Genomic DNA, 22,825 nt, shown 5'->3' on the forward strand with positions numbered 1-22,825 from the left:
ATGAAGCTATTTCTGACCCGCCTGACCCTGGCGGTCGGCCTGGCTGCGCCGGTGTTGTTTGCCCATGCCGATGATCAGGTCAAGCGCGGTGAATACCTCGCCCGCGCAGCTGACTGCATGGCGTGCCACACGGCACCGGGCGGCGCGCCATTTGCGGGCGGCCTGCCGATCGTCTCGCCGTTCGGCACGATCTATGGCACCAATATCACACCGAGCAAAGAGCACGGCATCGGTTTGTACAGCGATGAGGAGTTCTTTGTGGCGCTGACCGAAGGCAAGCGTCGCGACGGTGCGCATTTGTATCCGGCGATGCCATACACCTCGTACCACCTGATGCCCCGTGAGGATTCGGACGCGATTCATGCGTACCTGAAAACTATCGAGCCTATCGAGCGCGCAGCGCCAGAGACCCGCCTGAGCTTTCCGTTCAACGTGCGCCTGGGCCTGATCGGATGGAACCTGCTGTACGGCAAAGCCCTGGAACTGGAGCCAGCCGAAGGCAAGAGCGACGCCTGGAAACGCGGCCAGTACATGGTCGAGGTACTCGGTCATTGCGGCGAATGCCACACACCTCGCGGCCTGCCGGGTGCGATGCAATTGGACAAGCGCCTGACTGGCGGCATTCTCAATGGTTATCTGGCGCCGAGCCTGCTCGCCACTGACCTGGCGGCTCGCGGCTGGAATGAGCAGGACCTGGCCACATTCCTCAAGCACGGCATGAGTGCCCAAGGCACGATGTTCAACGAGATGTTCCCGGTGTTCCATAACAGCACCCAGGGCTTGAGCGATCTGGATCTGGCCGCGATGGCGACGTTCCTGCTGGGCGATAAACCGCCGGCAGCCAAAGCGCTGGTCGAAGTGCCGATGGATAAACTCAGCCCGAGCGCTCAGCGCGGTCGTCAGGAATACCTGAACGTCTGCGCCGGTTGCCATGCTGCGGGTGGTGAAGGCAAACCCCACATCGCGGTGGCCATGCGCGGCAACACCACGCTGCGTCTGGAAGACCCGCGCAACCTGCTGCGGGTGATCGAGGACGGTATCGGCGAGCAGAAGTTTTCCGGCTTCGAGCACATGCAACCGATGCCGGGGTTCGCCGGGAAGCTCAGTGCGCAACAGCTCACCGATCTGCTCAACTACCTGCGTCAGGGTTGGGGCGGCCAATCGGCTGAGCTGGCCGTCAGCGATGTGCAGAAGCTGCAAGCCCAGGCGCCGTCCGTCGAACACAAGGCGCATTGACGGCAGTGTAGAAAGCGCTCAACCCGTGTGGGAGCGAGCAAGTCGCTCTCACACGGGATGTGTGGCTACATTCCGAACTTATCACGCAGCCCGTAATACCAAGCCCCCAGCGCCGCAAATGGCGTGCGCAACAGCTGCCCACCCGGGAACGGGTAGTGCGGCAGGTCGGCAAACGCATCAAAACGCTCTGCCTGACCTCTTAGCGCTTCTGCCAGCACTTTGCCTGCCAGGTGCGTGTACGTCACGCCATGGCCGCTGCAACCCTGTGAGTAGTAGATGTTGTCGCCAAGACGGCCGACCTGCGGCAGTCGCGACAGCGTCAGCAGGAAGTTGCCGGTCCAGGCGTAATCGATCTTCACATCCTTCAACTGCGGGAACGCCTTGAGCATTTTCGGCCGGATGATTGCTTCGATATTCGCCGGGTCCCTGGCGCCATACACCACGCCGCCGCCGAAGATCAGGCGCTTGTCGCTGGTGAGGCGGTAGTAGTCGAGCAGGTAGTTGCAGTCCTCGACACAGTAGTCCTGCGGCAACAAGGTCTTGGCCAGTTCGTCGCCCAGTGGTGCGGTGGTGATCACCTGCGTGCCACACGGCATCGATTTGGCCGCCAGCTCCGGCACCAGGTTCCCCAGGTAGGCGTTGCCTGCGACGATGATGAATTTGGCCCTGACCCTGCCTTCGGCGGTGTGCACCACGGGGTTGGCACTGCGCTCGATGCGCACCGCACCCGATTGCTCATAGATCGTACCGCCCAGGGACTCAACCGCGGCCGCTTCGCCGAGCGCCAGGTTGAGCGGGTGGATGTGCCCGCCGCTCATATCCAGCAAGCCGCCGACATAGTTGTCACAGGCCACCACCTCGCGAATACGGCGTTCGTCCAGCAACTCCAGTTGCGTATGGCCGTATCGTTCCCACAGGCGCTTCTGCGACTCCAGGTGGCCCATGTGCTTACTGTTAAGTGCGGCGAACACACCGCCGTCCTTCAAGTCGCACTGGATCTGGTACTTGGCCACGCGCTCGCGAATGATCTTGCCGCCTTCAAAGGCCATCTGCCCGAGCAGTTGCGCTTGCTTGGGGCCGACACTGCGCTCGATCACGTCGATATCGCGGCTGTAGCTGTTGACGATCTGCCCGCCATTACGGCCCGAGGCACCAAAGCCGACCTTGGCCGCTTCCAGGACGGTCACGCGAAAGCCGTTCTCCAGCAGGAACAGCGCGCTGGAAAGCCCGGTATAGCCGGCACCAATCACGCACACATCGGTTTCGACTTCACCTTGCAGTGTTGGGCGAGGTGGAACTGCATTGGCGGAAGCGGCGTAATACGACTGGGGGTATGGGGTGTTCGCCATCCTGGAACCTCTGTTTTATATTTTTTACGAGTGCGGCGATCCTACCTGAGTTGAAAATTGCCTGCCAGCCACCGAAAAATCACAGACGTGCCCGGCGCAAATAAAAAATTCGCATATTCATAGGCTTAGCTGCAAAAAAGATGTTGACACCCCTCCGGAATTCCGTAGAATGCCGCCTCACAGCAGGCACGTAGCTCAGTTGGTTAGAGCACCACCTTGACATGGTGGGGGTCGTTGGTTCGAGTCCAATCGCGCCTACCAAACAAAATCCGCTCTGCTGGGCGGTCTAGAAGGGCTCACCGAAAGGTGGGCCCTTTTTTGTTGTCTGAAATTTGGGCAATGGACACCCTCAGACGCCTCGCGGCGTACTTTCAGGTTTGAAGGGTGGGTCAGCAGAACAGCGTAGCCACCGACAGCAGGCAAATTATCTGGACGAACACCTGGCAGCGTATCTCGCCAAACGTGGTCGCCATATTACTCATTTGTCCGGCATACATAGCGCGAGCCCTCATTGTCGGCATAACACCGTGAACGAACTTCAGATACACACAGCTGCATCGTGGAGTATAGATCTTGTTTGGGAATTCATATGGCTGAACCGATGGTGAGTGCCTCCTCGGTTCACCTACGCGACTTTTCCCGATAAGCCTGGGTTGAATCCGTCCCATGGCGCCCGATTGCGTGGTGCCATCCCCCACAAAAATTATTGGTTTGCAGCAACAATTTTTCTTGTTGGACACCCCCCGCCCCCAGGCAGCAAAGTTGCCGCCACTGACGCTCGACCTTCCGGGTCAACAATAAAAAAACCGAGCCGACTGCACGCCAATTCATGCTGTGAGCCCTTTGCCCACATCCTGCTGTAATGGCGCCGCAGCGCGCACTAAAGGACCTCTCCGCCATGCAAACAGTAGTGAACTTATGGCCGTTGATCGGCGTACTTGTCATCGTGGTCGGCTTTGTATTGCGCTTCAATCCGCTGTTGGTGGTCACCGCGGCCGCCATCGCTACCGGGTTCGCCGCCCAGTTTCCGCTGGAAAAAATTCTCGCCACAATGGGCGATGGCTTCCTCCAGACCCGTGCCCTGCAATTGATTCTATTACTGCCGCTGGCGGTGATCGGCCTGTTGGAGCGCCATGGCCTGCGCCTGCATGCGCAGAACTGGATCGCCCGCTTCGAGCGCGCCACGGTTGGGCGTTTGCTGATCATGTATCTGTTTGTGCGTGAATCCACGGCCGCCATGGGGCTGACCAGCCTGGGTGGGCATCCGCAAATGGTGCGCCCGCTGTTGGCGCCGATGGCCGAAGGCGCGGCGGAAAAACGCTACGGCAAGCTGCCGGACAAGCTGCGCCACAAGGTATTGGCCATGTGCGCGGCCACCGACAACGTCGGGCTGTTTTTTGGGGAAGATATTTTTGTCGCCTTCGGTGCGATTGCGTTGATGCATACCTTCCTGTTGGGTTCGGGCATTGATGTGGAGCCGTTGCACATTGCGGTATGGGGCATTCCCACGGCGATCTGTGCCTTCATCATTCACGCTATCCGCCTGCATCGCTTTGATCGACGCCTGACCCGAGAGATGAGCCCGGCCACCGCCCCGGTGGAGGCTGCGCAATGATCATTTCCATTCAATACCTGTACTGGCTGGCCGGTGTGCTGTTGCTGATCACCGCGGGCATGATCCTGCTCGATCGTTCCCATCCCAAGCGCTGGTCCAGCGCGCTGTTCTGGCTGTTGTTCGCCATACCCTTCCTGGTGGGGGAGCGCCTGCCTTCGGTGGTGATCGGGGTCGGTGTGGTGGTGATGGCATTGATCGCAGGCCTGGGCGGTGTGGGTCGTGGCCAGCACGCCGAATTGCACGACAAGGCGTCCCGCGCCAGTGCCGGGCGCCTGGGCCACAAGTTGTTTATCCCGGCGTTGGCGATCCCGCTGACCACGGTGATTGGCTCGGTATTGCTCAAGCACACTGAAATCGGCGGTGTACCGCTGCTGGACCCGAAGAACACCACCTTTGTGTCCCTCGGCATCGGCTGCCTGATTGCCTTGGGCCTGGCCTGCTGGCTGACCCGCGATACGCCGGTACAAGCCTTGCGCGAATCGCGCCGCCTGACCGAGGCCCTGGGCTGGGCGATGGTGCTGCCGCAGATGCTGGCGATGCTCGGCTTGCTGTTCAATGAAGCCGGGGTGGGCACCGCTGTCGCCCACGTCACCACCACTTATATCAACCTGGATTACAAGTTGGTGGCGGTGATGGTGTATGTGCTGGGCATGGCCTTGTTTACCGTGATCATGGGTAATGGGTTCGCGGCGTTCCCGGTAATGACAGGTGGCGTCGGCGTGCCGGTACTGGTGGGGATTTATGGCGGCAACCCTGCGGTGATGGCGGCGATCGGCATGTTTTCCGGCTACTGCGGTACGCTGATGACGCCGATGGCGGCCAACTTCAACATCGTACCGGCAGCCTTATTGGAGCTGCCTGATAAAAACGCGGTGATCAAGGCCCAGATACCCACGGCGCTGATGATGCTGGTGGTCAATATCGTGCTGCTTTATCTGTTGATGTGAGGCTCAAATGCAAACGGTGCTGCTGACGGGCTTCGAGCCCTTTGATAACGACTTGGTGAACCCCTCCTGGGAGGCGGCGCGACAGCTCGATGGCGTGCAAGTGGCCGAGGGTGTGCAAATTGTCGCGCGTTGCTTGCCGTGCGCATTTGCCACCGCAGGCGCGTACCTGGCCCAACTGATAAACGAGTTGAGCCCGGCGATGGTGATTGCTACCGGCCTGGCACCTGGGCGCAGCGAGATGTCCATCGAGCGGGTGGCGATCAATATCAACGACGCGCGCATCCCCGACAACCTCGGGCAACAACCGATTGATACGGCGGTGGTGGTCGATGGCCCGGCTGCGTACTTCTCGACGTTGCCGATCAAGGCCATGGTCAAGGCGCTGCGCGAGGCGGGCGTTGCAGCAGCGGTTTCGCAAACGGCGGGGACCTTCGTGTGCAACCAGGTGTTTTATCTTTTGCAGCATCGGCTGGCCGGCACCGGGGTGCGCAGTGGGTTTGTCCATGTGCCGAGCTTGCCGCCAGCGGGCCAGCCTTCCCTGGTTGAAGGCTTGCGGCTGGCGGTCTCTACGGCTTGGTTCATCCAGGCCGATGTGGTGGAAACAGGTGGGCAGGTGAGCTGACGGCTGGGCTGCGCATATAGGTGGGGCAACTTCGGCTATAGTTCACAAGCGTATCCACCTTGGAAAACCATCATGATCAAGTGCCCGAAGTTCGTGTCTATCGCGTTGTCCCTCGCGCTGTTTGCGGGTAGCGGTCTCGCCCTGGCTGATCCCGGTAATGGCAAGGGCCAAGGTAATAACCAGGGGGGGCAGGGTCAGGGTAATAACAAGGCTAATAACCCGGGAGGGAAGGGGCAGGGCAATAACAAAGGCAATAACCCGGTAGGACAGGGCTATGACAAACCCGGAGGCAAGGGCGCGTCGGGTGGTCATGGCCCCAGCGTTGATCGAGGGAGCGTACTGAATGTGTTGGGCGGCTATCGCGATTACTGGAGCCCGGGGCCCGCATTGCCGCCAGGTATCCAGAAGAACCTGGCGCGTGGCAAGCCGCTGCCACCCGGTATCGCCAAGAAGCTCGACGGCCGCCTGTTGGGACGGTTGCCCCATTACGATGGTTATGAATGGCAGCAAGCGGGAACCGACTTGATCTTGGTGGCCATTGCCACCGGTATCATCTACGAGGTGCTGAACGGGGCCTTGGATTGAGTGGGCGAGCTGTCACGCGTTGCGCTTTGGAAAAAACAATTCAAAGCACGTCACGCCGCCCTCACTGGTAACCCCATAGCGGCCGTTATGCAACTGCATGATGGTCGCCACAATTGACAGTCCCAGCCCGTTGGACTGGGACGAACATTCGCGGGATTCATCTACCCGGTAAAAGCGTTCGAACAACCTGGGCAAATGCTCGGCGGCAATGGTTTGGCCGTAGTTGCTGACCCTCAGGCGGATGCCTTCGGTCGTCGGGATTGCCTGGATATTCAGTTCGGTGTTCGGCGCGCCATACTTGATGGCATTGGCACACAGATTCGCCAGGGCCCGGCGCAGTAGCATCGGTTCAGCCCAGATCACACCTTCGCCCAAGCCGACGATGTGCATGCCCACATCACCGGCCAGCCCCTCGAAATAATCTCCGATGCGTTCCACTTCTTCCGCTGCGTCCAGCTCCTGGCGCTGGCGCAAGGCGCTGGCAGGGTCGGTACGGGCCAGGAACAACATGTTATCGAGCATCCGCGCCAGGCGTTCGAGCTCTTCGACGTTGGAAGCCAGCAGTTGTTGGTAACTCTCCATGCTGCGGCTCTGTTGCAGGGCGACCTGGGTTTCACCGAGCAAGTTGTTGATGGGGGTACGCAACTCGTGGGCCATATCGGTGGAGACCTGGCCCAGCTGGATAAAACCTTTGGCCAGCCGTTCAAGCATGGTGTTGAAGGAATCAATCATCGGCAGCAGTTCTTTGGGAGCGCCGTGGCTGTCGAGGCGTTCGGCCAGGTTACTGACGCCGATGCCCTGTGCATGGCTGGCCAGACGCCGCAACGGCAGCAGCCCACGGTGTACCAGCACATAACCGACCAAGGCGAGGATCACCGCTGCGATGCTGGCCAGGATGAACACGTTCAAGCGATAACGCGCGAGCATGGCCGTGCGTTCGGCCATCAGGCGCCCGACGGTGACTTGCAGGTTGCCCAGGTCACCAGTGTCGATGGACGCCGCTACGGTGGCGAACGGCACGCCGTTCACATCGAGGAAATGGTGCACATCGGCAAGCCCGAGCGCATGGTCTTTCGTCACGGGCGACACCGGGGGAATCTGGATGTTGCCAGGGTTCACCAGCAATAACGCTTGCTGCCCGGGTGCGGCGATGCTCAATACCGACTCACTGTTGCCCAGCATGTTCTGGAACAGCTCCGGCTTGGATTTGATCAGCTCCAGGGTGTTGCCGTCATTAAGCAGGTTGCGCAGTTGGTTGGCGCGCGAGATCAGCGCGGCGTCGTCACGCTTGATCAGTTCACGCTCCAGCTCGCGGTACAACGTCACGCCCAGGGTTGCCAGCAAGGCGAAGGCGAGCAAGGCGAAGATCAGCGCCAGGCGCAGGGTCAGGGAGTAGTGGCGATGACGGTTCATGGCTGGGTATCGAAGCGGTAGCCAATGCCCCGCACGCTGTGGATCAGCTTGAGCTGGAACGGGTCGTCGATTTTCAGGCGCAGGCGTCTGACGGCCACATCCACTACGTTGGTGTCGCTGTCGAAGTTCATGTCCCATACCCGCGAGGCGATCAACGAGCGGGACAGCACCTGGCCCTGGTGCGTGGCGAACAGGTGCAGCAGGGCGAATTCCTTGTTGGTCAGGGTGATGCGCGTGCCGGCACGGGTGACACGGCGCTTGAGCACGTCAATGTGCAGGTCGGCGATGTGCAGCTGTTCTTCCTCGCGGCTGGGGCCGCGGCGGTTGAGGGTACGCAGGCGTGCGACCAGCTCGGCGAAGGAGAAGGGCTTGATCAGGTAGTCGTCGGCACCCAGCTCCAGGCCTTTGATGCGGTCGGCGATATCATCCCGGGCGGTGAGGAACAGCACCGGCGTATCGGCTTCTTTACGCAGGCGGCGCAGCACTTCCCAGCCGTCCATCTTCGGCATCATCACGTCCAGCACAATCACGTCGAAGGGCGTCTCCAGGGCCTGGTGCAAACCATCCACGCCATCGCGGGCCAGGCTTACAGAGTGGCCCAGCTCCTGCAGGCCGTTGAGCAGGTAATTGCCGGCCTTGGGTTCGTCTTCGACTACGAGGATGTTCATGGCAGATGCCCCTGCTTCAATAAGTGGCGCAAGTGTAGCCCGATCAATTGTCACTGGCGCAACCGATGGCCTGGACCTGGTAATCCAGCACGTGTTCGCGTCCCTGGTGATCCAGGTAACGCAATTGCGCCGGTACGACCCCGCACTGGCCGTAGGTGTCGGTACTCGACACTACCTTGGCGACATCCAGGTGCACGAAGAAGCCGGTCTTGTCATGGATAACGCTAGAGGCTGGGGCCGTATCGGCAGCGAACGCGGAACCGGCGGCGAGCAGAGCGGAAAAACCGAGGGTAAACAGTTTCATGGTGGCATCTCTCGTTACGGATTGGCTGCCGCAGTGGCAGTGAGTCCACGGTAACCAGGTGACCCCAACAGCTAACCAACAGGATCATGACAAGTTCGTCATTGTTGGCTCGACACGAGCGCCCAGGCGCTCTGAGGATCGGGCCGTAGATGGCTCGGCGTTTACAAGCGTGGAGGTGATCCGTAGATTGCACGGGTCTCGCTCATGAGGAAGCCGCGTAGTGTCCATCCCGAATCCAGCTGTGTTTACCCGGCGCTATCGCGCCTTCCTGTTCGACATGGACGGGACCCTGCTTAACTCCATAGCCGCAGCCGAGCGGGTATGGAGCATCTGGGCCGAACGTCACGGCTTGGACGTGAAGGCTTTCCTGACCACCATTCATGGCGCCCGTGCGATTGATACGATCACTCGCCAGGCGTTGCCGGGTGTCGATCCCGAGGTGGAAGCCCGGTGGATCACCGAGGCTGAGTTGAACGATGTCGACGGTGTCGTGGCGATTCCCGGTGCGGTGGAGTTTTTGAAATGCTTGCCCATCGATCAATGGGCGCTGGTCACCTCTGCTCCTAAAGCGTTGGCAATGCGCCGACTGCAAGCGGCGGGCATTCCGGTGCCGGCGGTGTTAGTGACGGCCGAAGATGTGGCGAGCGGCAAGCCGGATCCGGCCTGTTATGTGCTGGGTGCCCAGCGCCTGGGCGTGCCGGTGCAAGACTGCCTGGTATTCGAGGACGCCACGGTGGGCATCCGGGCGGGGGAGGCGGCGGGGGCGGATATCATGGTCGTGACCTCTGCGCACCTGACGCCGATGGTGACTGAGCATGCTTGTATCGAGGGATACAACGGGTTGCGGGCGCTACGCGACGATGATGGCTTGCTTTGCGTTCATCCGTTGACGTCTTGATGCACAGAAGGCCGAGCCTTTACCGGGCTCGGCCTCCTGTGCAGGCGACTGCTTGCAACCGGCTGCTTTTCATTCCCTGACGCGACAGCACCATTTCCCTGAGTATCTCTGTTGCGAGCCGGTTGATGGCTTCAGTGCCGTGATAATGCGCCCGCACGATTCCGGTAACCGCAAAATGATCGGTTTCCGGGCCGCTGAGAACGGCTGACAGGGTACCGTCGGCATGCAGGGTGCACTCAACCGTGTAGCTGGGCAGGCGGTCTGCCAAGGCCTTTTCGATTTGGGATTTGCTGAGCGTGTCCATCTGGTCCTGCACCTTTGACTGACTGTGCATGCCCAAGCATAGGTCTTGTTGCTCAACTGTAAATACCGGCGATCCGATAGCATGCAACGGTATCAGCGCAGGGTTTGCTGGTGGGCACGATGAGCTGCGCGTTGGCACAACTTGCGCAAAATAACCTTTTGGAGGGGTTTGAGGCAGAACACCAGCAAGTAGCCACACAGCAGAAGTGTCAAGTCCAGCCAGGCGTGGTCATCGGGAAAGGCCCGTTCAGCTTCCACTCTCAGCCCATACCCGAGCGCCAGGAAAACCAAGCCTATCAGCAGGGCGATCATCCAGGATCGGGTAACAAGTGGGGGCGTCGCGACTGGCCTCATCGACGTGCTCCTGAATGCACTCGGATGGCAGGAAAAAGCGTCACAAATTGGGCTGCGAATAGTTCGACAAGTTCCAGATACCCTGACAGTTTCATCTTGCAGCGAAGGGCCATGCTCAAGGTGCGCTGGCCACGCCGGAAAGCGCGATCAGGCTAATTGGGTTTTCGCCAGCCGTTACAATGAACGAAAAGGCTGGCTACTGAGGCGTTTCAAGGCGTCTGGTTTTTGTCGGGTGCAGTCAGGCCAGCCTGGATGCGCTGGTAAATCTCCTCGCGATGCACGGCAACATCCTTGGGGGCGTTGATGCCGATTCGTACTTGCTGGCCGCTAACGCCCAGGATGGTGATCGTAATGTCATCACCGATGTTTATGCTTTCACCGACTTTGCGGGTGAGTATAAGCATGGACTTCTCCTTGATTACTTTTAAGGACACATGTTTCAGACAGGGCAGGTGTCGGATGTGTGTAGCTTACTGCGAAGCGCTTCCCTGTGACTGCCTCTTTTAGGACGCATAGAGGCGACATTAATTCCCATGGCGGCATCATACAGGTCGCGATACATCATTCGCATTGTTTAAGCCAACGTTTATGACGGCCAGAATAGACAGTGAATGGTAAAGTCGCCTCTTTGATCCTCAAAGGAGCAGGGCAGTGCGTAAAGTAGCGATGGCAATTGTGGTGTTGGCGTTGGCCGGATGCGGTGAAGGTAAATCGGTCGATGCCCCCAAGGCCAAGCCTGCCGTGACCGAAAGCCTGCCGCAAACCGGTGCGATTGCCGCTCAGGAATGGGATCTATGGGTCGGCCCGCCGGACCACAAGCTGCAGGCGATCACTGACCTGACCGCCTGGTTGCTGGAGCATGGTTTCAGTTTTTACATCGTGAAGGTCGATGGCAAGGATGAAGTGCGGCTGGGCCCGTTCGCCACCAAAGCGGAGGCAGAAGCCAGGCAGGCGTTGCTTAACGAAAAGATGGCGAGGGCCAAGAAAACCGATACGGTGTCGGAGATCATCGAACACAAGGTCGCGCAGTAAGGGCCTGAGTGGGCGGCAGCCCCGCCCACATTCAGCCGCAGGCCTTAAGGTTCACCGGGCCGACAAACTCGTTGCCTCGTCCCATCACACAGGCCACGGTCTGGTTGCGCTGGCGCTCCCAGGTCTGCACCGGATAGGTCTTGTTCCAGGCTTCATACAGTTGCCGGTCCTGTTTCGACAGGCGCAGACCGTACTGCTTGCTCATGTAAAAATACGTGCGGGCAATCATTCCACGAATGGACGGGCGCGGCATGACCTTCTTGGCCTTGAAATCCACCTGGGTCAGGCATGAGCCGTACTGCCCGCTTTGTATCGGCAGCCAGCCAAAGCTGAAGTTGTTACGGTCGCCATTCACTTCGCCGATGCTCGGCACCAGGTTGTGCAGGTCAGCTTCGGCGCGTTTGAACACCTCGTCATGGCGCGTGCAGTTTTTTCGCCCGCCACTTTGCCAACATTGGCGCTGATGCCCGATTTGCCAGGCAGGCACGATGTGTTCCCACTCGATGCGCGCAGCGCGGTTGGCGTTTTTGCGTGGGATGTAGCCACAGGCCTTCAGGTCCACACGATTACCCGTGTACTTACACCCGCAGTAGAACTCGGTGGATTGCGGGGCGTAGAGCTTCCAGGCAATTTTCTTGGCTTCGCTGAAGGTTCGAGGTGCTTGGGCGTGGGCGGTGATGGTAAAAAACAGACAGCACAGGGCAATAAAGCGGGCACTCATTCAATCAATCTTCCTTCGGCACAACCCAGAAAATCTGCACGCCGCCGTCATCCCGATAGGCCAGGGTGACATTGTCGTTTTCAGCAATTTCTTCCAGAAGACGCTGCCACTCGTCTTCCGGCTCATCGGGTAAACGGAAGATCAAGGCTGCCTTGGCTTTCTGCGCGTTGGTCGAATTGATGATTTTTTGCACGCGAATGGCCAGGCGCTGGTAGGCGTCAGGCGATGCGGGTACTGCGGACGAGGGCTTTGCCACGGAGCATTCCTTAATAGGCTGTACGCACATACAGTATTTAAATGTAGGCGATTTCGCAACTGCTTAAATTTCAAGAAGTTGGTCTGACAGCGATTAAGGGAGTTTGTTGAGAGGTGGGACAAAGGAACTGTAGGAGCGAGCTTGCTCGCAAAAACGTGATAGCGCCGCAATAAGTCAGGCTTTGCGCGTTATCGTTAGCGTTCTTCGCGAGCAAGCTCGCTCCTACAGGTAGATCACCAGGAATCAGTATTCCCAGAACATCCGTTGCAGTTCCTTGCTGTCCTGGGTCTTGGTCAGGGCGACCATTGCCAGGATGCGGGCTTTCTGCGGGTTCAGGTCATGGGCAGCAACCCAGTCATATTTGTCGTCTGGTTGTTCCGCGTTACGCAGGACGAAACCGCCGGCATTCACATGGGAAGAGCGAATGATCTGCACGCCTTGCTTGCGCAGTTCCTGCAGGGCAGGGACCACCTTGGAGGATACCGAGCCATTGCCGGTACCGGCATGGATGATGGCCTTGGCGCCAGCCTGGGCCAGTGCCTTGACGGCGGTGTCGCTCACGTTGCCATAACCGTAGGCAATTTCGACATCGGGCAGGCTCTTGATGGTCTTGATATCGAATTCGGAATCCATGGTGTGACGCTTGGCCGGCAGGCGGAACCAGTAGGATTTGCCTTCAACAACCATGCCCAGCGGACCCCACGGGCTCTTGAATGCCTCGGTCTTGATGTTGATCATCTTGCTCACGTCGCGACCCGATTGGATCTCGTCGTTCATGGTGACCAGTACGCCTTTGCCCCGTGCATCCTTGCTGCCGGCGACGGCAACCGCGTTGTACAGGTTGAGCATGCCGTCCGCCGACATGGCGGTGCCTGGGCGCATGGAGCCGACCACCACGATAGGCTTGTCGGTTTTCTCCACCAGGTTCAGGAAGTAGGCGGTTTCTTCAAGGGTGTCGGTGCCGTGGGTGATCACGATACCATCCACGTCCTTGCTGTCGGCCAGTTCGGCGACGCGACGGCCCAGTTGCAGCAGGTTTTCGTTGTTGATGCTTTCCGAGGCAATTTGCATCACCTGCTCGCCGCGTACATTGGCGATCTGGCCAAGCTCAGGAACGCCGGCAATCAGTTGTTCGATGCCGACCTTGGCGGCCTGGTAGGTAGCGCTATTGGCGGCACTGGCGCCAGCGCCGGCGATGGTGCCGCCTGTGGCCAGGATGACCACGTTGGACAATTTAGTCTTGGTTTCAACTTCTTTTGCCTGGGCGGCAAGGGGGAACAGCAGCAGGAGCGCGAGGGCGCCCGGGACAAAGTTCTTCAGTGCAGATGTCATTATTTTTCTCTCTGGTTTTTGATGAGTGCTGTAGCAGGTTCATCTAGAACACCCGGGCGGTTCTGAGCGCCGCAGGGTGCTGGGAAAGAGCAGGATTCGTACCAGACTGATGGTGCCTGCTGCTTTAATTTAACGTTTTGATTTAGAACAAATTTTGTCGGCATTTAAGATTGCTGGCGCGACGCTTCGTCCGGCTTTCCGAACGATGCAGGGCTGTGGTGTTCGGTTGTCCGAAAGCTGTATGGATTATCTTGGCAACTCGCACGGCTTCGGCAGGCATCATCTGTCGTTTCAGGGGTTATGCGGTAAAGGGCTTTGCTTAAACGTATCAGTGGCTCCGGTGAAGTCGCCAGTGCTGGAGAGCTGGATGAAAGGCTTGTTTTCTACCGTTGACAAATCCCGACAAGGTTCTCATAGTTTGTTAACGCAAACGTTTGCGAGATGTTTCACGGCACACTCCTCGAGTACCGTGACAGCTCGTATCGGCCACCCAGGTGGGAGGCTACCGAAGGGTCTTCGGTGCAAGCGTTGCTCACAATAATCATAAGATCGGAGTGAACCCATGAAGCTGCCATTTGCTGGACGTCTTCTTGCTGTCGCTGTGCTTGCTGCCGCATCCGCCGCTTTACCTCTCTCCTCTGCATTTGCTGAAGACGCCGCCGCCAAACCCAAGGTCGGCCTGGTGATGAAATCCCTTGCCAATGAATTCTTCGTCACGATGCAAGAGGGTGCGAAGGCTTATCAGAAAGATCACGCCGCCGATTTCGACATGATTACCAACGGTATCAAGAACGAAACCGACACCAGCGCACAGATTGCCATCGTCAATGAAATGATCAATTCCAAGGTCAATGCCATTGTGATCGCGCCCGCCGATTCCAAAGCGCTGGCCAACGTGCTGAAAAAAGCCTCTGACGCTGGCATCAAGGTCGTCAACATCGACAACCGCCTTGACCCTGACGTACTCAAAAGCAAAAACCTCGATATTCCTTTCGTAGGCCCGGACAACCGCAAAGGCTCCAAGCTGGTGGGCGACTACCTGGCCAAGCAGCTCTCTGCGGGTGACAAGGTTGGCATCATCGAAGGCGTACCGACCACCACCAACGCCCAGCAGCGTACCGCAGGCTACAAGGATGCGATGGACGCCGCAGGCATGAAGATCGTTTCCACCCAATCCGGTAATTGGGAAATCGACCAGGGCCAGAAAGTTGCGTCGGCGATGCTGAGCGAACACCCCGACCTCAAGGCCCTGTTGGCCGGTAACGACAACATGGCCCTGGGCGCTGTTTCTGCCGTACGTGCCGCGGGCAAGGCCGGCAAGGTGCTGGTCGTAGGCTACGACAACATTGAAGCCATCAAGCCGATGCTGCAGGACGGGCGTGTGCTCGCGACTGCCGACCAGGCCGCCGCCCAGCAAGCGGTGTTCGGTATCCAGAACGCGCTGAAGCTGGTCAAGGGTGAAAAGGTCGATGCCAAAGATGGCGTGATCGAAACCCCGGTCGAACTCGTCCTCAAGAAGTAATCCTGGCAGTACCCAACAGCGCTCGCTCGTCCTGAGCGGGCGCCTGGAGATTTTCCTATGTCATCTTCCGCCCCGAACGCTGTCCTCTCGGTCAGCGGTATCGGTAAGACCTATGCCCAGCCGGTTCTGTCCGACATCACCCTGACGCTCAATCGCGGGGAAGTGCTGGCGCTGACCGGTGAGAACGGCGCAGGCAAAAGTACCTTGTCGAAGATCATTGGCGGCCTGGTCACGCCGACCACCGGGCACATGCAGTTCAATGGCCAGGATTACCTTCCTGGCAGTCGCACCCAGGCCGAAGCGCTGGGCGTACGCATGGTCATGCAGGAACTCAACCTGCTGCCGACGCTGACGGTGGCTGAAAACCTGTTCCTGGATAATCTGCCGAGCAGCTGTGGCTGGATCAGCCGCAAACAACTGCGCAAGGCTGCGATCGAAGCCATGGCCCAGGTCGGCCTGGACGCGATCGACCCGGATACGCTGGTTGGCAGCCTGGGCATTGGTCATCAGCAAATGGTCGAGATTGCCCGTAACCTGATTGGCGACTGTCATGTGCTGATCCTCGACGAACCCACGGCCATGCTGACCGCCCGTGAAGTCGAGATGCTGTTTGAACAAATCACCCGCCTGCAGGCCCGGGGCGTGGCGATCATTTATATTTCGCACCGGCTGGAAGAGCTGGCCCGTGTCGCCCAGCGCATTGCAGTATTGCGCGACGGCAAGCTGGTCTGCGTCGAGCCGATGGCCAATTACAACAGCGAGCAGCTGGTGACCTTGATGGTCGGTCGCGAGTTGGGCGAACACATCGACCTGGGTCCACGTACGATCGGTGCCCCGGCCTTGACCGTGACCGGCCTGAGCCGCTCGGACAAGGTTCGCGACGTCTCATTTGCAGTGCGAGCTGGCGAGATCTATGGCATCTCCGGCTTGATCGGCGCCGGTCGCACCGAATTGCTCCGCCTGATCTTCGGCGCCGACCTGGCCGACAGCGGCACCGTGGCCCTGGGCTCGCCGGCCAAGGTGGTGAGTATCCGCTCGCCGGTGGACGCGGTCGGTCACGGCATTGCCCTGATCACCGAAGACCGCAAAGGCGAGGGCCTGCTGCTGACCCAGTCCATCAGCGCCAATATCGCCCTGGGTAACATGCCGGAAATCTCCGGTGGCGGCCTGGTCAATAGCCGCGATGAAACGGCCTTGGCCAAGCGCCAGATCGACGCCATGCGGATCCGCAGTTCCAGCCCGGCGCAATTGGTCTCCGAGCTGTCGGGGGGCAACCAGCAGAAGGTGGTGATCGGCCGTTGGCTGGAGCGCGATTGTTCGGTGATGCTGTTCGATGAGCCGACCCGAGGTATCGACGTCGGCGCCAAGTTCGACATTTATGCCTTGCTCGGCGAACTGACGCGCCAGGGTAAGGCGTTGGTGGTGGTGTCCAGTGACCTGCGCGAACTGATGCTGATCTGTGACCGCATCGGTGTGTTGTCCGCCGGGCGCCTGATCCAGACCTTCGAGCGTGACAGCTGGACCCAGGACGAATTGCTCGCCGCCGCCTTTGCCGGCTATCAGAAACGTGATGCGCTGCTCAACGAAGCAGCGCCTAGGAATACCCCATGAAAACAAGCATTTCCCCCGGTAAGACTGGCGGCAACTTCTATGGCCTGGGTACTTACCTGGGTCTGGCGGGCGCTTTGCTGGCGATGATTGCGCTGTTCTCGGTGCTCAGCGACCACTTCCTGTCCTATGACACCTTCAGTACCCTGGCCAACCAGATTCCGGACCTGATGGTGCTGGCGGTAGGCATGACCTTCATCCTGATCATCGGCGGCATCGATCTGTCGGTAGGTTCCGTACTGGCATTGGCGGCGTCGGCGGTCAGCGTGGCGATTCTTGGCTGGGGCTGGAGCGTGCTGCCGGCCGCCCTGCTGGGTATGGGCTGCGCCGCATTGGCCGGTACTATCACCGGCTCTATCACCGTGGCCTGGCGCATTCCGTCATTTATCGTGTCCCTGGGTGTGCTGGAGATGGCTCGCGGCGTGGCCTACCAGATGACCGGCTCGCGCACCGCCTATATCGGTGACTCGTTTGCCTGGCTGTCCAACCCGATTGCCTTTGGCATTTCACCGTCGTTCATCATTGCGCTGCTGGTGATCATTGCGGCCCAGCTGGTTCTGACCCGTACTGTATTCGGGCGTTACCTGATCGGTATCGGCACCAACGAAGAGGCGGTGCGCCTGGCTGGCATCAATCCCAAGCCCTACAAGATCCTGGTATTCAGCCTGATGGGCCTGTTGGCCGGTGTGGCTGCCCTGTTCCAAATTTCGCGTCTGGAGGCGGCGGACCCGAATGCCGGTTCGGGCCTGGAACTGCAAGTGATCGCCGCCGTGGTGATTGGCGGCACCAGCCTGATGGGCGGGCGCGGTTCGGTCATCAGTACGTTCTTCGGTGTGTTAATCATTTCGGTATTGGCTGCCGGCCTGGCGCAGATCGGCGCAACGGAGCCCACGAAACGCATCATTACCGGTGCAGTGATCGTGATCGCCGTCGTCCTCGATACTTACCGCAGCCAGCGCGCCAGTCGGCGGGGCTGAACCATGGCAACGATCAAGGATGTGGCAGCGCTTGCAGGTATTTCCTACACCACGGTGTCCCATGTGGTGAACAAGACGCGCCCGGTCAGCGAGCCGGTACGCATCAAGGTCGAGGCGGCGATCAAGCAACTGGACTACGTGCCCAGCGCCGTAGCACGTTCGCTCAAGGCCAAGACCACGGCCACCATCGGCTTGCTGGTGCCCAACAGCCTCAACCCGTATTTTGCGGAGCTGGCCCGCGGCATCGAGGATTACTGCGAGCGTAATGGCTACTGCGTGATCCTCTGCAACTCCGATGACGACGCTGAAAAGCAGCGCAGTTACTTGCGCGTACTGCTGGAAAAGCGTGTCGACGGCTTGATCGTGACGTCGGTAGGTGGTGATGACAGTGGCCTTGCCGCTGGCTTGAGTGCGGTGCGCACGCCCATGGTGATTGTCGACCGGGCGCTGGATGGCATCGATGTCGATCTGGTGCGCATTGATCACGAAGAGGGCGCTTACCTCGCGACACGGCACTTGCTGGAGTTGGGGCATCGGGACATTGCCTGTATCGGCGGCCCGGGGCATACCCGCGTGGCGCAGATGCGGCTTGCAGGCTACCAGCGTGCATTGCGTGAGGCCGGCGTCGAGGTGCTGGCCAATCGTATCCTGGAAAGCGATTTTACCAGCACCGGAGGTTACGCCGCGGCGGTGCAGATGCTATCGGAGAACCCGCCCAGTGCGATCTTCGCCAGCAACGACATGATCGGTTTTGGCGTGCTGCGCGCCGCCGCTGAACGTAATATCCGCGTGCCAGGCGAGTTGTCGGTGATCGGCTTCGATGACATTCAGATGGGGCGCTACGTCTACCCGGCGCTGACCACGGTCGGGCAGTCGATCCTGCAACTGGGCGAGATGGCCGCCGAATTACTGCTCAACCGTATAGCAACACCCCAACTGCCGATCGATCAACGTATCGTGACGCCGAGTATTGTTTTGCGTGAGTCAACGGCGCCACTGGGCGGTGTATTCGCCCAATACCGCTGAACCGAATTGATGAGTACTGATGTATGCCAGCAAAAGTAGTGATAGTAGGCAGCTTGAACATGGACCTGGTCACCCGCGCCAGTCGCTTGCCGCGTGCCGGTGAAACCCTGGTCGGCCAAAGTTTTTCCACCGTTCCCGGAGGCAAGGGCGCCAACCAGGCCGTCGCGTCGGCGCGCCTGGGGGCCGATGTTGCGATGATTGGTTGCATCGGTACTGACGCCTACGGCAGTCAATTGCGCGAGGCGTTGGTGGCGGAAGGCATCGATTGCCAAGCGGTCAGCACCGTAGAAGGTTCCAGTGGTGTGGCGTTGATCGTGGTGGATGACAGCAGCCAGAACGCAATTGTCATTGTGGCGGGTAGCAACGGTGAACTGACGCCCGAGTCGCTGAAAACCTGCGACGCTGTGCTGCAGGCCGCAGAGGTGATCATCTGCCAGCTTGAAGTGCCGATGGACACCGTAGGCTATACGCTCAAGCGCGGTCGTGAGTTGGGCAAGACGGTCATCCTCAATCCGGCCCCGGCAAGCGGACCCCTGCCCGCGCAGTGGTATGCCTCGATCGACTACCTGATCCCTAATGAAAGTGAGGCCAGCGCCCTGAGCGGTGTAGCGGTCGACTCGCTCGACAGCGCCAAGGTCGCCGCGATGGCGCTGATCAAGGCGGGGGCGGGTAAAGTCATCATCACCCTGGGCGCCCAGGGCGCGCTGTTCACCGATGGTAAAAGCTTCGAGCATCTGGTCGCGCCGAAGGTCAAGGCGGTGGACACCACGGCCGCCGGCGACACCTTCGTCGGTGGCTTTGCCGCTGCGTTGGCTGCTGGCAAGAGCGAGCCCGAGGCCATCCGTTTTGGCCAGGTCGCGGCAGCGTTGTCAGTCACCCGTAACGGCGCTCAGCCTTCCATTCCTACGCTGCAGGACGTACAAGGTTTTGTGCCCTCATGAAAAAGACCCCACTGCTCAATATTGCCTTGTCACGCGTAATCGCGTCCCTGGGCCATGGTGACATCCTGGTCATCGGCGATGCCGGCCTGCCGGTACCTCCCGGTGTGGAGCTGATCGACCTGGCGCTGACCCAGGGCATTCCGGATTTCATCAGCACATTACGCATTGTGCTGAGCGAAATGCAGGTTGAAAGCCACGTGCTGGCCGAAGAAATCCTGCTTAAGCAACCGCCGGCTCTGACCGAACTCAATACACTCACAGAGCAGGCTGCGTTGGGTGAACGACGCCTGCTCAGCCATGATCAGTTCAAACAACTGAGTCGCAACGCCCGCGCGGTTGTGCGCACCGGCGAATGCCAGCCTTACTGCAATATCGCGCTGGTGTCCGGCGTAACGTTCTAGCGTCCCCCCTATGACAAGGAGTGCTTTATGCAACGTGGTCTAGCTACCCTGAAAAACCTGTTCCGGAGTGTCCTGCTTTTGTCCGCGCTCACAGCAGCAAGCGCCCAGGCGGCGGAAAAAATCGACCTGATCATCGACACTGATCCGGGCGCCGATGATGTGGTGGCGCTGTTGTTTGCCATGGCTTCGCCAGAGGAATTGAGCATTCGTGCGCTGACCACCGTCGCCGGTAACGTGCGCCTGGACAAGACCTCCCGCAATGCACGCCTGGCGCGCGAGTGGGCAGGGCGCGAGGATATCCCGGTGTATGCCGGGGCACCCGCGCCGCTGTTGCGCAAGCCGATCTATGCCGAGAACATCCATGGCAAGGAAGGCATTTCCGGCGTCACCGTGCACGAACCGAAAAAAGGCCTGGCCGAAGGCAATGCCGTTGACTACCTGATCAAGACCCTGGGCAGCGCCAAGCCGCACAGCATTACCATCGCCATGCTCGGGCCGCAGACCAACCTGGCGCTGGCGCTGACTCAGGCGCCGGAAATCACCCAAGGCATCAAGGAAGTGGTGGTGATGGGCGGTGCGCACTTCAATGGCGGCAATATCACACCGGTGGCCGAGTTCAACCTGTTCGCCGATCCAGTCGCGGCTGAGATCGTGCTCAAAAGCGGTGTGAAGTTGACTTACTTGCCGTTGGATGTGACCCATAAAGTCCTCACCAGCGATGCGCGCCTGAAAAAAATTGCGGACCTTAACAACAACGCGAGCAAGGTCGTCAGCAGCATTCTGAATGAGTACGTCAAGGGTGACATGGAGCACTACGGCATTCCGGGCGGTCCGGTCCACGATGCGACCGTGGTTGCCTACCTGCTCAAGCCTTCGCTGTTCAGCGGTCGTCAGGCCAATATGGTCGTAGACAGCCGCGAAGGTCCGACTTTCGGCCAGACCATCGTCGATTGGTATGACGGACTCAAGCAGGAGAAAAATGTGTTCTGGGTGGAGAACGGCGACGCCCAAGGCTTCTTCGATCTGCTGACCGAGCGTCTGGCGCGTCTGAAGTAAGGCGTTTACCGGTCAGCGTCCGCTGGCCGGTTCTTATTTGTGCGCTTGTGCACCCATGTGGTCGGCCGGGTATTTCTCGAATACCTGGCCGATGAAGGCTTGTGCGGCTTGGGTGCCCAGCTCCTTGACCAGCAGGTCGATACCGATGATCGCCATTTCTTCCGGGCTTGCGGGGCTGTAGGAGCTTTGCCCTTGGGGCCATTTGGCTTTGATGTCGGCTTGGATCGTTACGGTGGTCATGGACGTCTCACGGGCTGAAAGTACTGGGCAATGCGCTGGAATGCGGTTCCAGCGGGCGCAGTTAAGCATTTTACGCGGCATTTGGCACTGCTACTTAGGCATGAAGGAAGGGGTGTGCGACACTGCCAGCCTGTCCAATAGCCGGGAAACAACGCGTGCAGATCAATTTGAACAACCCTGAGGAGCTGACCCAGGCGACCGTGCGCGAACTGCTTGCCAGCGCCAGTGACGATGAACATACCCAACTGCGGGTGACCAAGGAGGGTATTGCCTATATTTCTTCAGGGATCGTGGGAGGCGTTGACATCGACGGCCTGCTCTTTCGCCTGGAGACCTGGTCAAAGGGCTCCGGGTATGTCGGCATCGTCGCGGCAAGCGACGAAGTCTGGGTCATGCAGATTTTTAACGCGCTGAAGCAGAATTGGCCTACACCTTCTTCTGACTACATTGATATCTACTAAGTGCGTTCATATCTAGTCACGATTGACAGGGCGCTTGACTGCTGTGAGTGAGGCAGACTTGCGCGCAGGCGGTTAACGTCTTGAAACCAATCGCTTTGACTGCTGTCGCACGATCTCTGTCCATTTTTTATCATAGGAGGCTTCATGCCTTGGAAGCTCGCATCATTCGGTACTTTGTTGGCAGCACTCGCGTTGGCGGGTTGCAGCACCCCGGGTGCCTCTGAGCCAGGCAAAGACGCCACCGCGACCGATGCCGGTCATAGCCGCTGTGAGTCGAAGGCCGCCGAGTTTGCAATCGGCCAGAAGGCCTCGCCCCAGTTGCTGGAGCAGGCCCGTACGCGTGCCGGTGCGCAGAATGCGCGCATTCTCAAGCCCAACGATATGATCACGCTGGAGTATCGCTCCGACCGCTTGAACCTGAATACCGATAACAACCTGGTAATCACTCGGGTCAATTGCGGCTGATCGCCCTGCGGCTTTTGCATCGCCCATAAAAAACCCCGCCACATGGACGGGGTTTTTTTAGCTCAGCGGGGAATTACTCGCCGCGAACCTGTGCAGCTTGCATACCCTTTTGGCCTTTCTCAGCCACGAAGGAAACAGTCTGGCCTTCTTTCAGGCTTTTGAAACCGTCGCTTTCGATAGCTTTGAAGTGTACGAACAGGTCGTCACCGCCACCTTGAGGAGTGATGAAGCCGAAGCCTTTTTCATCGTTGAACCATTTAACGGTGCCGGTTTGGCGATTAGACATGGTGTATCTCCAAGAAACATATATTTTCAGTAGTGCTGTGCTGCTCAGGCCAACTGGGCACACTGGGCTATCATAGTCGAAATGTTCGACTTGGGAGCCCCCCCAAGGCATTGTTTGCCAATCAATCGCGTTGCGTTTGATCCTTGGACCGGCTGAAAGCCCCGATCTACGGGGCTTTGCGGTGAAATATCAGCTGTTAAAAAAAGC

Annotated in this window: 28 protein-coding genes and 1 tRNA gene; 17 read left to right on the top strand and 12 right to left on the bottom strand. The window is 59.2% G+C overall.

Annotation, left to right across the window (positions count from 1 at the left end; genetic code table 11):
* On the top strand, nucleotides 1–1,236 hold the full coding sequence (locus NMB39_RS10000) for a c-type cytochrome (protein WP_494339327.1): 1,236 nt from the start codon (nucleotides 1–3) through the stop codon (nucleotides 1,234–1,236).
* A 65-nt stretch (nucleotides 1,237–1,301) separates the two neighbouring features.
* On the opposite strand, the gene NMB39_RS10005 is transcribed toward NMB39_RS10000, so the two are convergent.
* Nucleotides 1,302–2,585: an NAD(P)/FAD-dependent oxidoreductase gene (locus NMB39_RS10005; RefSeq protein ID WP_494339326.1), complete on the bottom strand. Its 1,284-nt coding sequence runs from the start codon at nucleotides 2,583–2,585 to the stop codon at nucleotides 1,302–1,304.
* A 184-nt stretch (nucleotides 2,586–2,769) separates the two neighbouring features.
* Here NMB39_RS10005 and NMB39_RS10010 point away from each other — a divergent pair.
* The 5 genes from NMB39_RS10010 to NMB39_RS10030 all read left to right on the top strand — a co-directional run bounded on the left by NMB39_RS10010 (nucleotide 2,770) and on the right by NMB39_RS10030 (nucleotide 6,354).
* Nucleotides 2,770–2,846, top strand: a tRNA-Val gene (locus NMB39_RS10010).
* A 637-nt stretch (nucleotides 2,847–3,483) separates the two neighbouring features.
* Nucleotides 3,484–4,200 carry a DUF969 domain-containing protein gene (locus tag NMB39_RS10015; RefSeq protein ID WP_043049552.1) on the top strand — a complete coding sequence of 239 codons (717 nt, stop codon included), beginning with the start codon at nucleotides 3,484–3,486 and terminating at the stop codon, nucleotides 4,198–4,200.
* Complete coding sequence (locus NMB39_RS10020; protein WP_046068927.1) at nucleotides 4,197–5,147, top strand: DUF979 domain-containing protein; 951 nt, start codon at nucleotides 4,197–4,199, stop codon at nucleotides 5,145–5,147. Before NMB39_RS10015 ends, NMB39_RS10020 begins: the two co-directional genes overlap by 4 nt.
* 7 nt (nucleotides 5,148–5,154) lie before the next feature.
* Nucleotides 5,155–5,769, top strand: a complete 615-nt coding sequence (gene pcp, locus NMB39_RS10025; RefSeq protein WP_057024653.1) for a pyroglutamyl-peptidase I — start codon at nucleotides 5,155–5,157, stop codon at nucleotides 5,767–5,769.
* 72 nt (nucleotides 5,770–5,841) lie between these two features.
* Complete coding sequence (locus NMB39_RS10030) at nucleotides 5,842–6,354, top strand: anti-virulence regulator CigR family protein (RefSeq protein WP_057024654.1); 513 nt, start codon at nucleotides 5,842–5,844, stop codon at nucleotides 6,352–6,354.
* Nucleotides 6,355–6,366: 12 nt separating this feature from the next.
* Here the strand turns inward: NMB39_RS10030 and NMB39_RS10035 are convergent, their stop codons facing one another.
* From NMB39_RS10035 to NMB39_RS10045, 3 genes are read right to left on the bottom strand one after another with little or no spacing between them, the layout of a single operon-like run.
* A complete protein-coding gene (locus NMB39_RS10035) occupies nucleotides 6,367–7,767 on the bottom strand; it encodes a heavy metal sensor histidine kinase (protein WP_494339325.1) in 1,401 nt (466 codons plus the stop codon).
* Nucleotides 7,764–8,435, bottom strand: coding sequence for a heavy metal response regulator transcription factor (locus NMB39_RS10040; RefSeq protein ID WP_057024656.1), 672 nt, complete (start codon nucleotides 8,433–8,435; stop codon nucleotides 7,764–7,766). Before NMB39_RS10040 ends, NMB39_RS10035 begins: the two co-directional genes overlap by 4 nt.
* 43 nt (nucleotides 8,436–8,478) lie before the next feature.
* A complete protein-coding gene (locus NMB39_RS10045) occupies nucleotides 8,479–8,739 on the bottom strand; it encodes a DUF2790 domain-containing protein (protein ID WP_494339324.1) in 261 nt (86 codons plus the stop codon).
* Nucleotides 8,740–8,959: 220 nt separating this feature from the next.
* Here NMB39_RS10045 and NMB39_RS10050 point away from each other — a divergent pair, with 220 nt between their 5' ends.
* On the top strand, nucleotides 8,960–9,637 hold the full coding sequence (locus NMB39_RS10050) for an HAD family hydrolase (RefSeq protein ID WP_306958371.1): 678 nt from the start codon (nucleotides 8,960–8,962) through the stop codon (nucleotides 9,635–9,637).
* A 19-nt stretch (nucleotides 9,638–9,656) separates the two neighbouring features.
* Here NMB39_RS10050 and NMB39_RS10055 read toward each other — a convergent pair whose 3' ends face one another.
* The 3 genes from NMB39_RS10055 to csrA form a co-directional block, all read right to left on the bottom strand.
* Nucleotides 9,657–9,941, bottom strand: a complete 285-nt coding sequence (locus NMB39_RS10055) for a DUF1652 domain-containing protein (protein WP_057024687.1) — start codon at nucleotides 9,939–9,941, stop codon at nucleotides 9,657–9,659.
* A gap of 92 nt (nucleotides 9,942–10,033) precedes the next feature.
* A complete protein-coding gene (locus NMB39_RS10060; RefSeq protein ID WP_057024659.1) occupies nucleotides 10,034–10,294 on the bottom strand; it encodes a hypothetical protein in 261 nt (86 codons plus the stop codon).
* A 209-nt stretch (nucleotides 10,295–10,503) separates the two neighbouring features.
* On the bottom strand, nucleotides 10,504–10,698 hold the full coding sequence (csrA, locus tag NMB39_RS10065; RefSeq protein WP_003192511.1) for a carbon storage regulator CsrA: 195 nt from the start codon (nucleotides 10,696–10,698) through the stop codon (nucleotides 10,504–10,506).
* A gap of 262 nt (nucleotides 10,699–10,960) precedes the next feature.
* Between csrA and NMB39_RS10070 the strand changes: the two genes are divergently transcribed.
* Entirely contained in the window at nucleotides 10,961–11,326 is a 366-nt protein-coding gene (locus tag NMB39_RS10070; protein WP_046068919.1) for an SPOR domain-containing protein, read from the top strand.
* A gap of 31 nt (nucleotides 11,327–11,357) precedes the next feature.
* On the opposite strand, the gene NMB39_RS10075 is transcribed toward NMB39_RS10070, so the two are convergent.
* The 3 genes from NMB39_RS10075 to NMB39_RS10085 all read right to left on the bottom strand — a co-directional run bounded on the left by NMB39_RS10075 (nucleotide 11,358) and on the right by NMB39_RS10085 (nucleotide 13,635).
* Entirely contained in the window at nucleotides 11,358–12,047 is a 690-nt protein-coding gene (locus NMB39_RS10075) for an endonuclease (RefSeq protein WP_046068918.1), read from the bottom strand.
* 4 nt (nucleotides 12,048–12,051) lie between these two features.
* Complete coding sequence (locus tag NMB39_RS10080; protein WP_231989017.1) at nucleotides 12,052–12,303, bottom strand: DUF1654 domain-containing protein; 252 nt, start codon at nucleotides 12,301–12,303, stop codon at nucleotides 12,052–12,054.
* Between the two features lie 243 nt (nucleotides 12,304–12,546).
* On the bottom strand, nucleotides 12,547–13,635 hold the full coding sequence (locus NMB39_RS10085) for an asparaginase (protein ID WP_057024661.1): 1,089 nt from the start codon (nucleotides 13,633–13,635) through the stop codon (nucleotides 12,547–12,549).
* 562 nt (nucleotides 13,636–14,197) lie between these two features.
* Between NMB39_RS10085 and NMB39_RS10090 the strand changes: the two genes are divergently transcribed.
* The 7 genes from NMB39_RS10090 to NMB39_RS10120 are packed head-to-tail and all read left to right on the top strand — an operon-like array spanning nucleotide 14,198 to nucleotide 21,166.
* Nucleotides 14,198–15,157, top strand: a complete 960-nt coding sequence (locus NMB39_RS10090; RefSeq protein WP_046068915.1) for a sugar ABC transporter substrate-binding protein — start codon at nucleotides 14,198–14,200, stop codon at nucleotides 15,155–15,157.
* A 57-nt stretch (nucleotides 15,158–15,214) separates the two neighbouring features.
* Complete coding sequence (locus NMB39_RS10095; protein ID WP_057024662.1) at nucleotides 15,215–16,768, top strand: sugar ABC transporter ATP-binding protein; 1,554 nt, start codon at nucleotides 15,215–15,217, stop codon at nucleotides 16,766–16,768.
* The gene (locus NMB39_RS10100; RefSeq protein ID WP_003192502.1) at nucleotides 16,765–17,742 is read left to right on the top strand and encodes an ABC transporter permease; all 978 of its coding nucleotides are present in this window, start codon (nucleotides 16,765–16,767) and stop codon (nucleotides 17,740–17,742) included. Before NMB39_RS10095 ends, NMB39_RS10100 begins: the two co-directional genes overlap by 4 nt.
* 3 nt (nucleotides 17,743–17,745) lie before the next feature.
* Complete coding sequence (locus NMB39_RS10105; RefSeq protein WP_198721031.1) at nucleotides 17,746–18,768, top strand: LacI family DNA-binding transcriptional regulator; 1,023 nt, start codon at nucleotides 17,746–17,748, stop codon at nucleotides 18,766–18,768.
* A 23-nt stretch (nucleotides 18,769–18,791) separates the two neighbouring features.
* Nucleotides 18,792–19,709: a ribokinase gene (gene rbsK, locus NMB39_RS10110; protein WP_057024664.1), complete on the top strand. Its 918-nt coding sequence runs from the start codon at nucleotides 18,792–18,794 to the stop codon at nucleotides 19,707–19,709.
* Complete coding sequence (rbsD, locus tag NMB39_RS10115; protein WP_046068911.1) at nucleotides 19,706–20,110, top strand: D-ribose pyranase; 405 nt, start codon at nucleotides 19,706–19,708, stop codon at nucleotides 20,108–20,110. Before rbsK ends, rbsD begins: the two co-directional genes overlap by 4 nt.
* A 27-nt stretch (nucleotides 20,111–20,137) precedes the next feature.
* Nucleotides 20,138–21,166, top strand: coding sequence for a nucleoside hydrolase (locus tag NMB39_RS10120; RefSeq protein ID WP_057024665.1), 1,029 nt, complete (start codon nucleotides 20,138–20,140; stop codon nucleotides 21,164–21,166).
* Between the two features lie 33 nt (nucleotides 21,167–21,199).
* On the opposite strand, the gene NMB39_RS10125 is transcribed toward NMB39_RS10120, so the two are convergent.
* Entirely contained in the window at nucleotides 21,200–21,406 is a 207-nt protein-coding gene (locus tag NMB39_RS10125) for a hypothetical protein (protein WP_057024666.1), read from the bottom strand.
* 155 nt (nucleotides 21,407–21,561) lie between these two features.
* Between NMB39_RS10125 and NMB39_RS10130 the strand changes: the two genes are divergently transcribed.
* The gene (locus NMB39_RS10130; RefSeq protein ID WP_057024667.1) at nucleotides 21,562–21,867 is read left to right on the top strand and encodes a hypothetical protein; all 306 of its coding nucleotides are present in this window, start codon (nucleotides 21,562–21,564) and stop codon (nucleotides 21,865–21,867) included.
* A 144-nt stretch (nucleotides 21,868–22,011) separates the two neighbouring features.
* A complete protein-coding gene (locus tag NMB39_RS10135; protein WP_057014284.1) occupies nucleotides 22,012–22,332 on the top strand; it encodes an I78 family peptidase inhibitor in 321 nt (106 codons plus the stop codon).
* A gap of 73 nt (nucleotides 22,333–22,405) precedes the next feature.
* On the opposite strand, the gene NMB39_RS10140 is transcribed toward NMB39_RS10135, so the two are convergent.
* Nucleotides 22,406–22,618, bottom strand: a complete 213-nt coding sequence (locus NMB39_RS10140; RefSeq protein WP_003234260.1) for a cold-shock protein — start codon at nucleotides 22,616–22,618, stop codon at nucleotides 22,406–22,408.
* Between the last annotated feature and the right edge of the window lie 207 nt (nucleotides 22,619–22,825).

Source organism: Pseudomonas sp. FBCC-B545, from assembly GCF_059134095.1.

Bases quoted from the DNA above. Each gene is read 5' to 3' on its own strand.
- NMB39_RS10000 (WP_494339327.1), top strand. From the start codon at position 1: ATGAAGCTATTTCTGACCCGCCTGACCCTGGCGGTCGGCCTGGCTGCG.
- NMB39_RS10005 (WP_494339326.1), bottom strand. From the start codon at position 2,585: ATGGCGAACACCCCATACCCCCAGTCGTATTACGCCGCTTCCGCCAAT.
- NMB39_RS10015 (WP_043049552.1), top strand. From the start codon at position 3,484: ATGCAAACAGTAGTGAACTTATGGCCGTTGATCGGCGTACTTGTCATC.
- NMB39_RS10020 (WP_046068927.1), top strand. From the start codon at position 4,197: ATGATCATTTCCATTCAATACCTGTACTGGCTGGCCGGTGTGCTGTTG.
- pcp (WP_057024653.1), top strand. From the start codon at position 5,155: ATGCAAACGGTGCTGCTGACGGGCTTCGAGCCCTTTGATAACGACTTG.
- NMB39_RS10030 (WP_057024654.1), top strand. From the start codon at position 5,842: ATGATCAAGTGCCCGAAGTTCGTGTCTATCGCGTTGTCCCTCGCGCTG.
- NMB39_RS10035 (WP_494339325.1), bottom strand. From the start codon at position 7,767: ATGAACCGTCATCGCCACTACTCCCTGACCCTGCGCCTGGCGCTGATC.
- NMB39_RS10040 (WP_057024656.1), bottom strand. From the start codon at position 8,435: ATGAACATCCTCGTAGTCGAAGACGAACCCAAGGCCGGCAATTACCTG.
- NMB39_RS10045 (WP_494339324.1), bottom strand. From the start codon at position 8,739: ATGAAACTGTTTACCCTCGGTTTTTCCGCTCTGCTCGCCGCCGGTTCC.
- NMB39_RS10055 (WP_057024687.1), bottom strand. From the start codon at position 9,941: ATGGACACGCTCAGCAAATCCCAAATCGAAAAGGCCTTGGCAGACCGC.
- NMB39_RS10060 (WP_057024659.1), bottom strand. From the start codon at position 10,294: ATGAGGCCAGTCGCGACGCCCCCACTTGTTACCCGATCCTGGATGATC.
- csrA (WP_003192511.1), bottom strand. From the start codon at position 10,698: ATGCTTATACTCACCCGCAAAGTCGGTGAAAGCATAAACATCGGTGAT.
- NMB39_RS10070 (WP_046068919.1), top strand. From the start codon at position 10,961: ATGGCAATTGTGGTGTTGGCGTTGGCCGGATGCGGTGAAGGTAAATCG.
- NMB39_RS10075 (WP_046068918.1), bottom strand. From the start codon at position 12,047: ATGAGTGCCCGCTTTATTGCCCTGTGCTGTCTGTTTTTTACCATCACC.
- NMB39_RS10085 (WP_057024661.1), bottom strand. From the start codon at position 13,635: ATGACATCTGCACTGAAGAACTTTGTCCCGGGCGCCCTCGCGCTCCTG.
- NMB39_RS10090 (WP_046068915.1), top strand. From the start codon at position 14,198: ATGAAGCTGCCATTTGCTGGACGTCTTCTTGCTGTCGCTGTGCTTGCT.
- NMB39_RS10095 (WP_057024662.1), top strand. From the start codon at position 15,215: ATGTCATCTTCCGCCCCGAACGCTGTCCTCTCGGTCAGCGGTATCGGT.
- NMB39_RS10100 (WP_003192502.1), top strand. From the start codon at position 16,765: ATGAAAACAAGCATTTCCCCCGGTAAGACTGGCGGCAACTTCTATGGC.
- NMB39_RS10105 (WP_198721031.1), top strand. From the start codon at position 17,746: ATGGCAACGATCAAGGATGTGGCAGCGCTTGCAGGTATTTCCTACACC.
- rbsK (WP_057024664.1), top strand. From the start codon at position 18,792: ATGCCAGCAAAAGTAGTGATAGTAGGCAGCTTGAACATGGACCTGGTC.
- rbsD (WP_046068911.1), top strand. From the start codon at position 19,706: ATGAAAAAGACCCCACTGCTCAATATTGCCTTGTCACGCGTAATCGCG.
- NMB39_RS10120 (WP_057024665.1), top strand. From the start codon at position 20,138: ATGCAACGTGGTCTAGCTACCCTGAAAAACCTGTTCCGGAGTGTCCTG.
- NMB39_RS10125 (WP_057024666.1), bottom strand. From the start codon at position 21,406: ATGACCACCGTAACGATCCAAGCCGACATCAAAGCCAAATGGCCCCAA.
- NMB39_RS10135 (WP_057014284.1), top strand. From the start codon at position 22,012: ATGCCTTGGAAGCTCGCATCATTCGGTACTTTGTTGGCAGCACTCGCG.
- NMB39_RS10140 (WP_003234260.1), bottom strand. From the start codon at position 22,618: ATGTCTAATCGCCAAACCGGCACCGTTAAATGGTTCAACGATGAAAAA.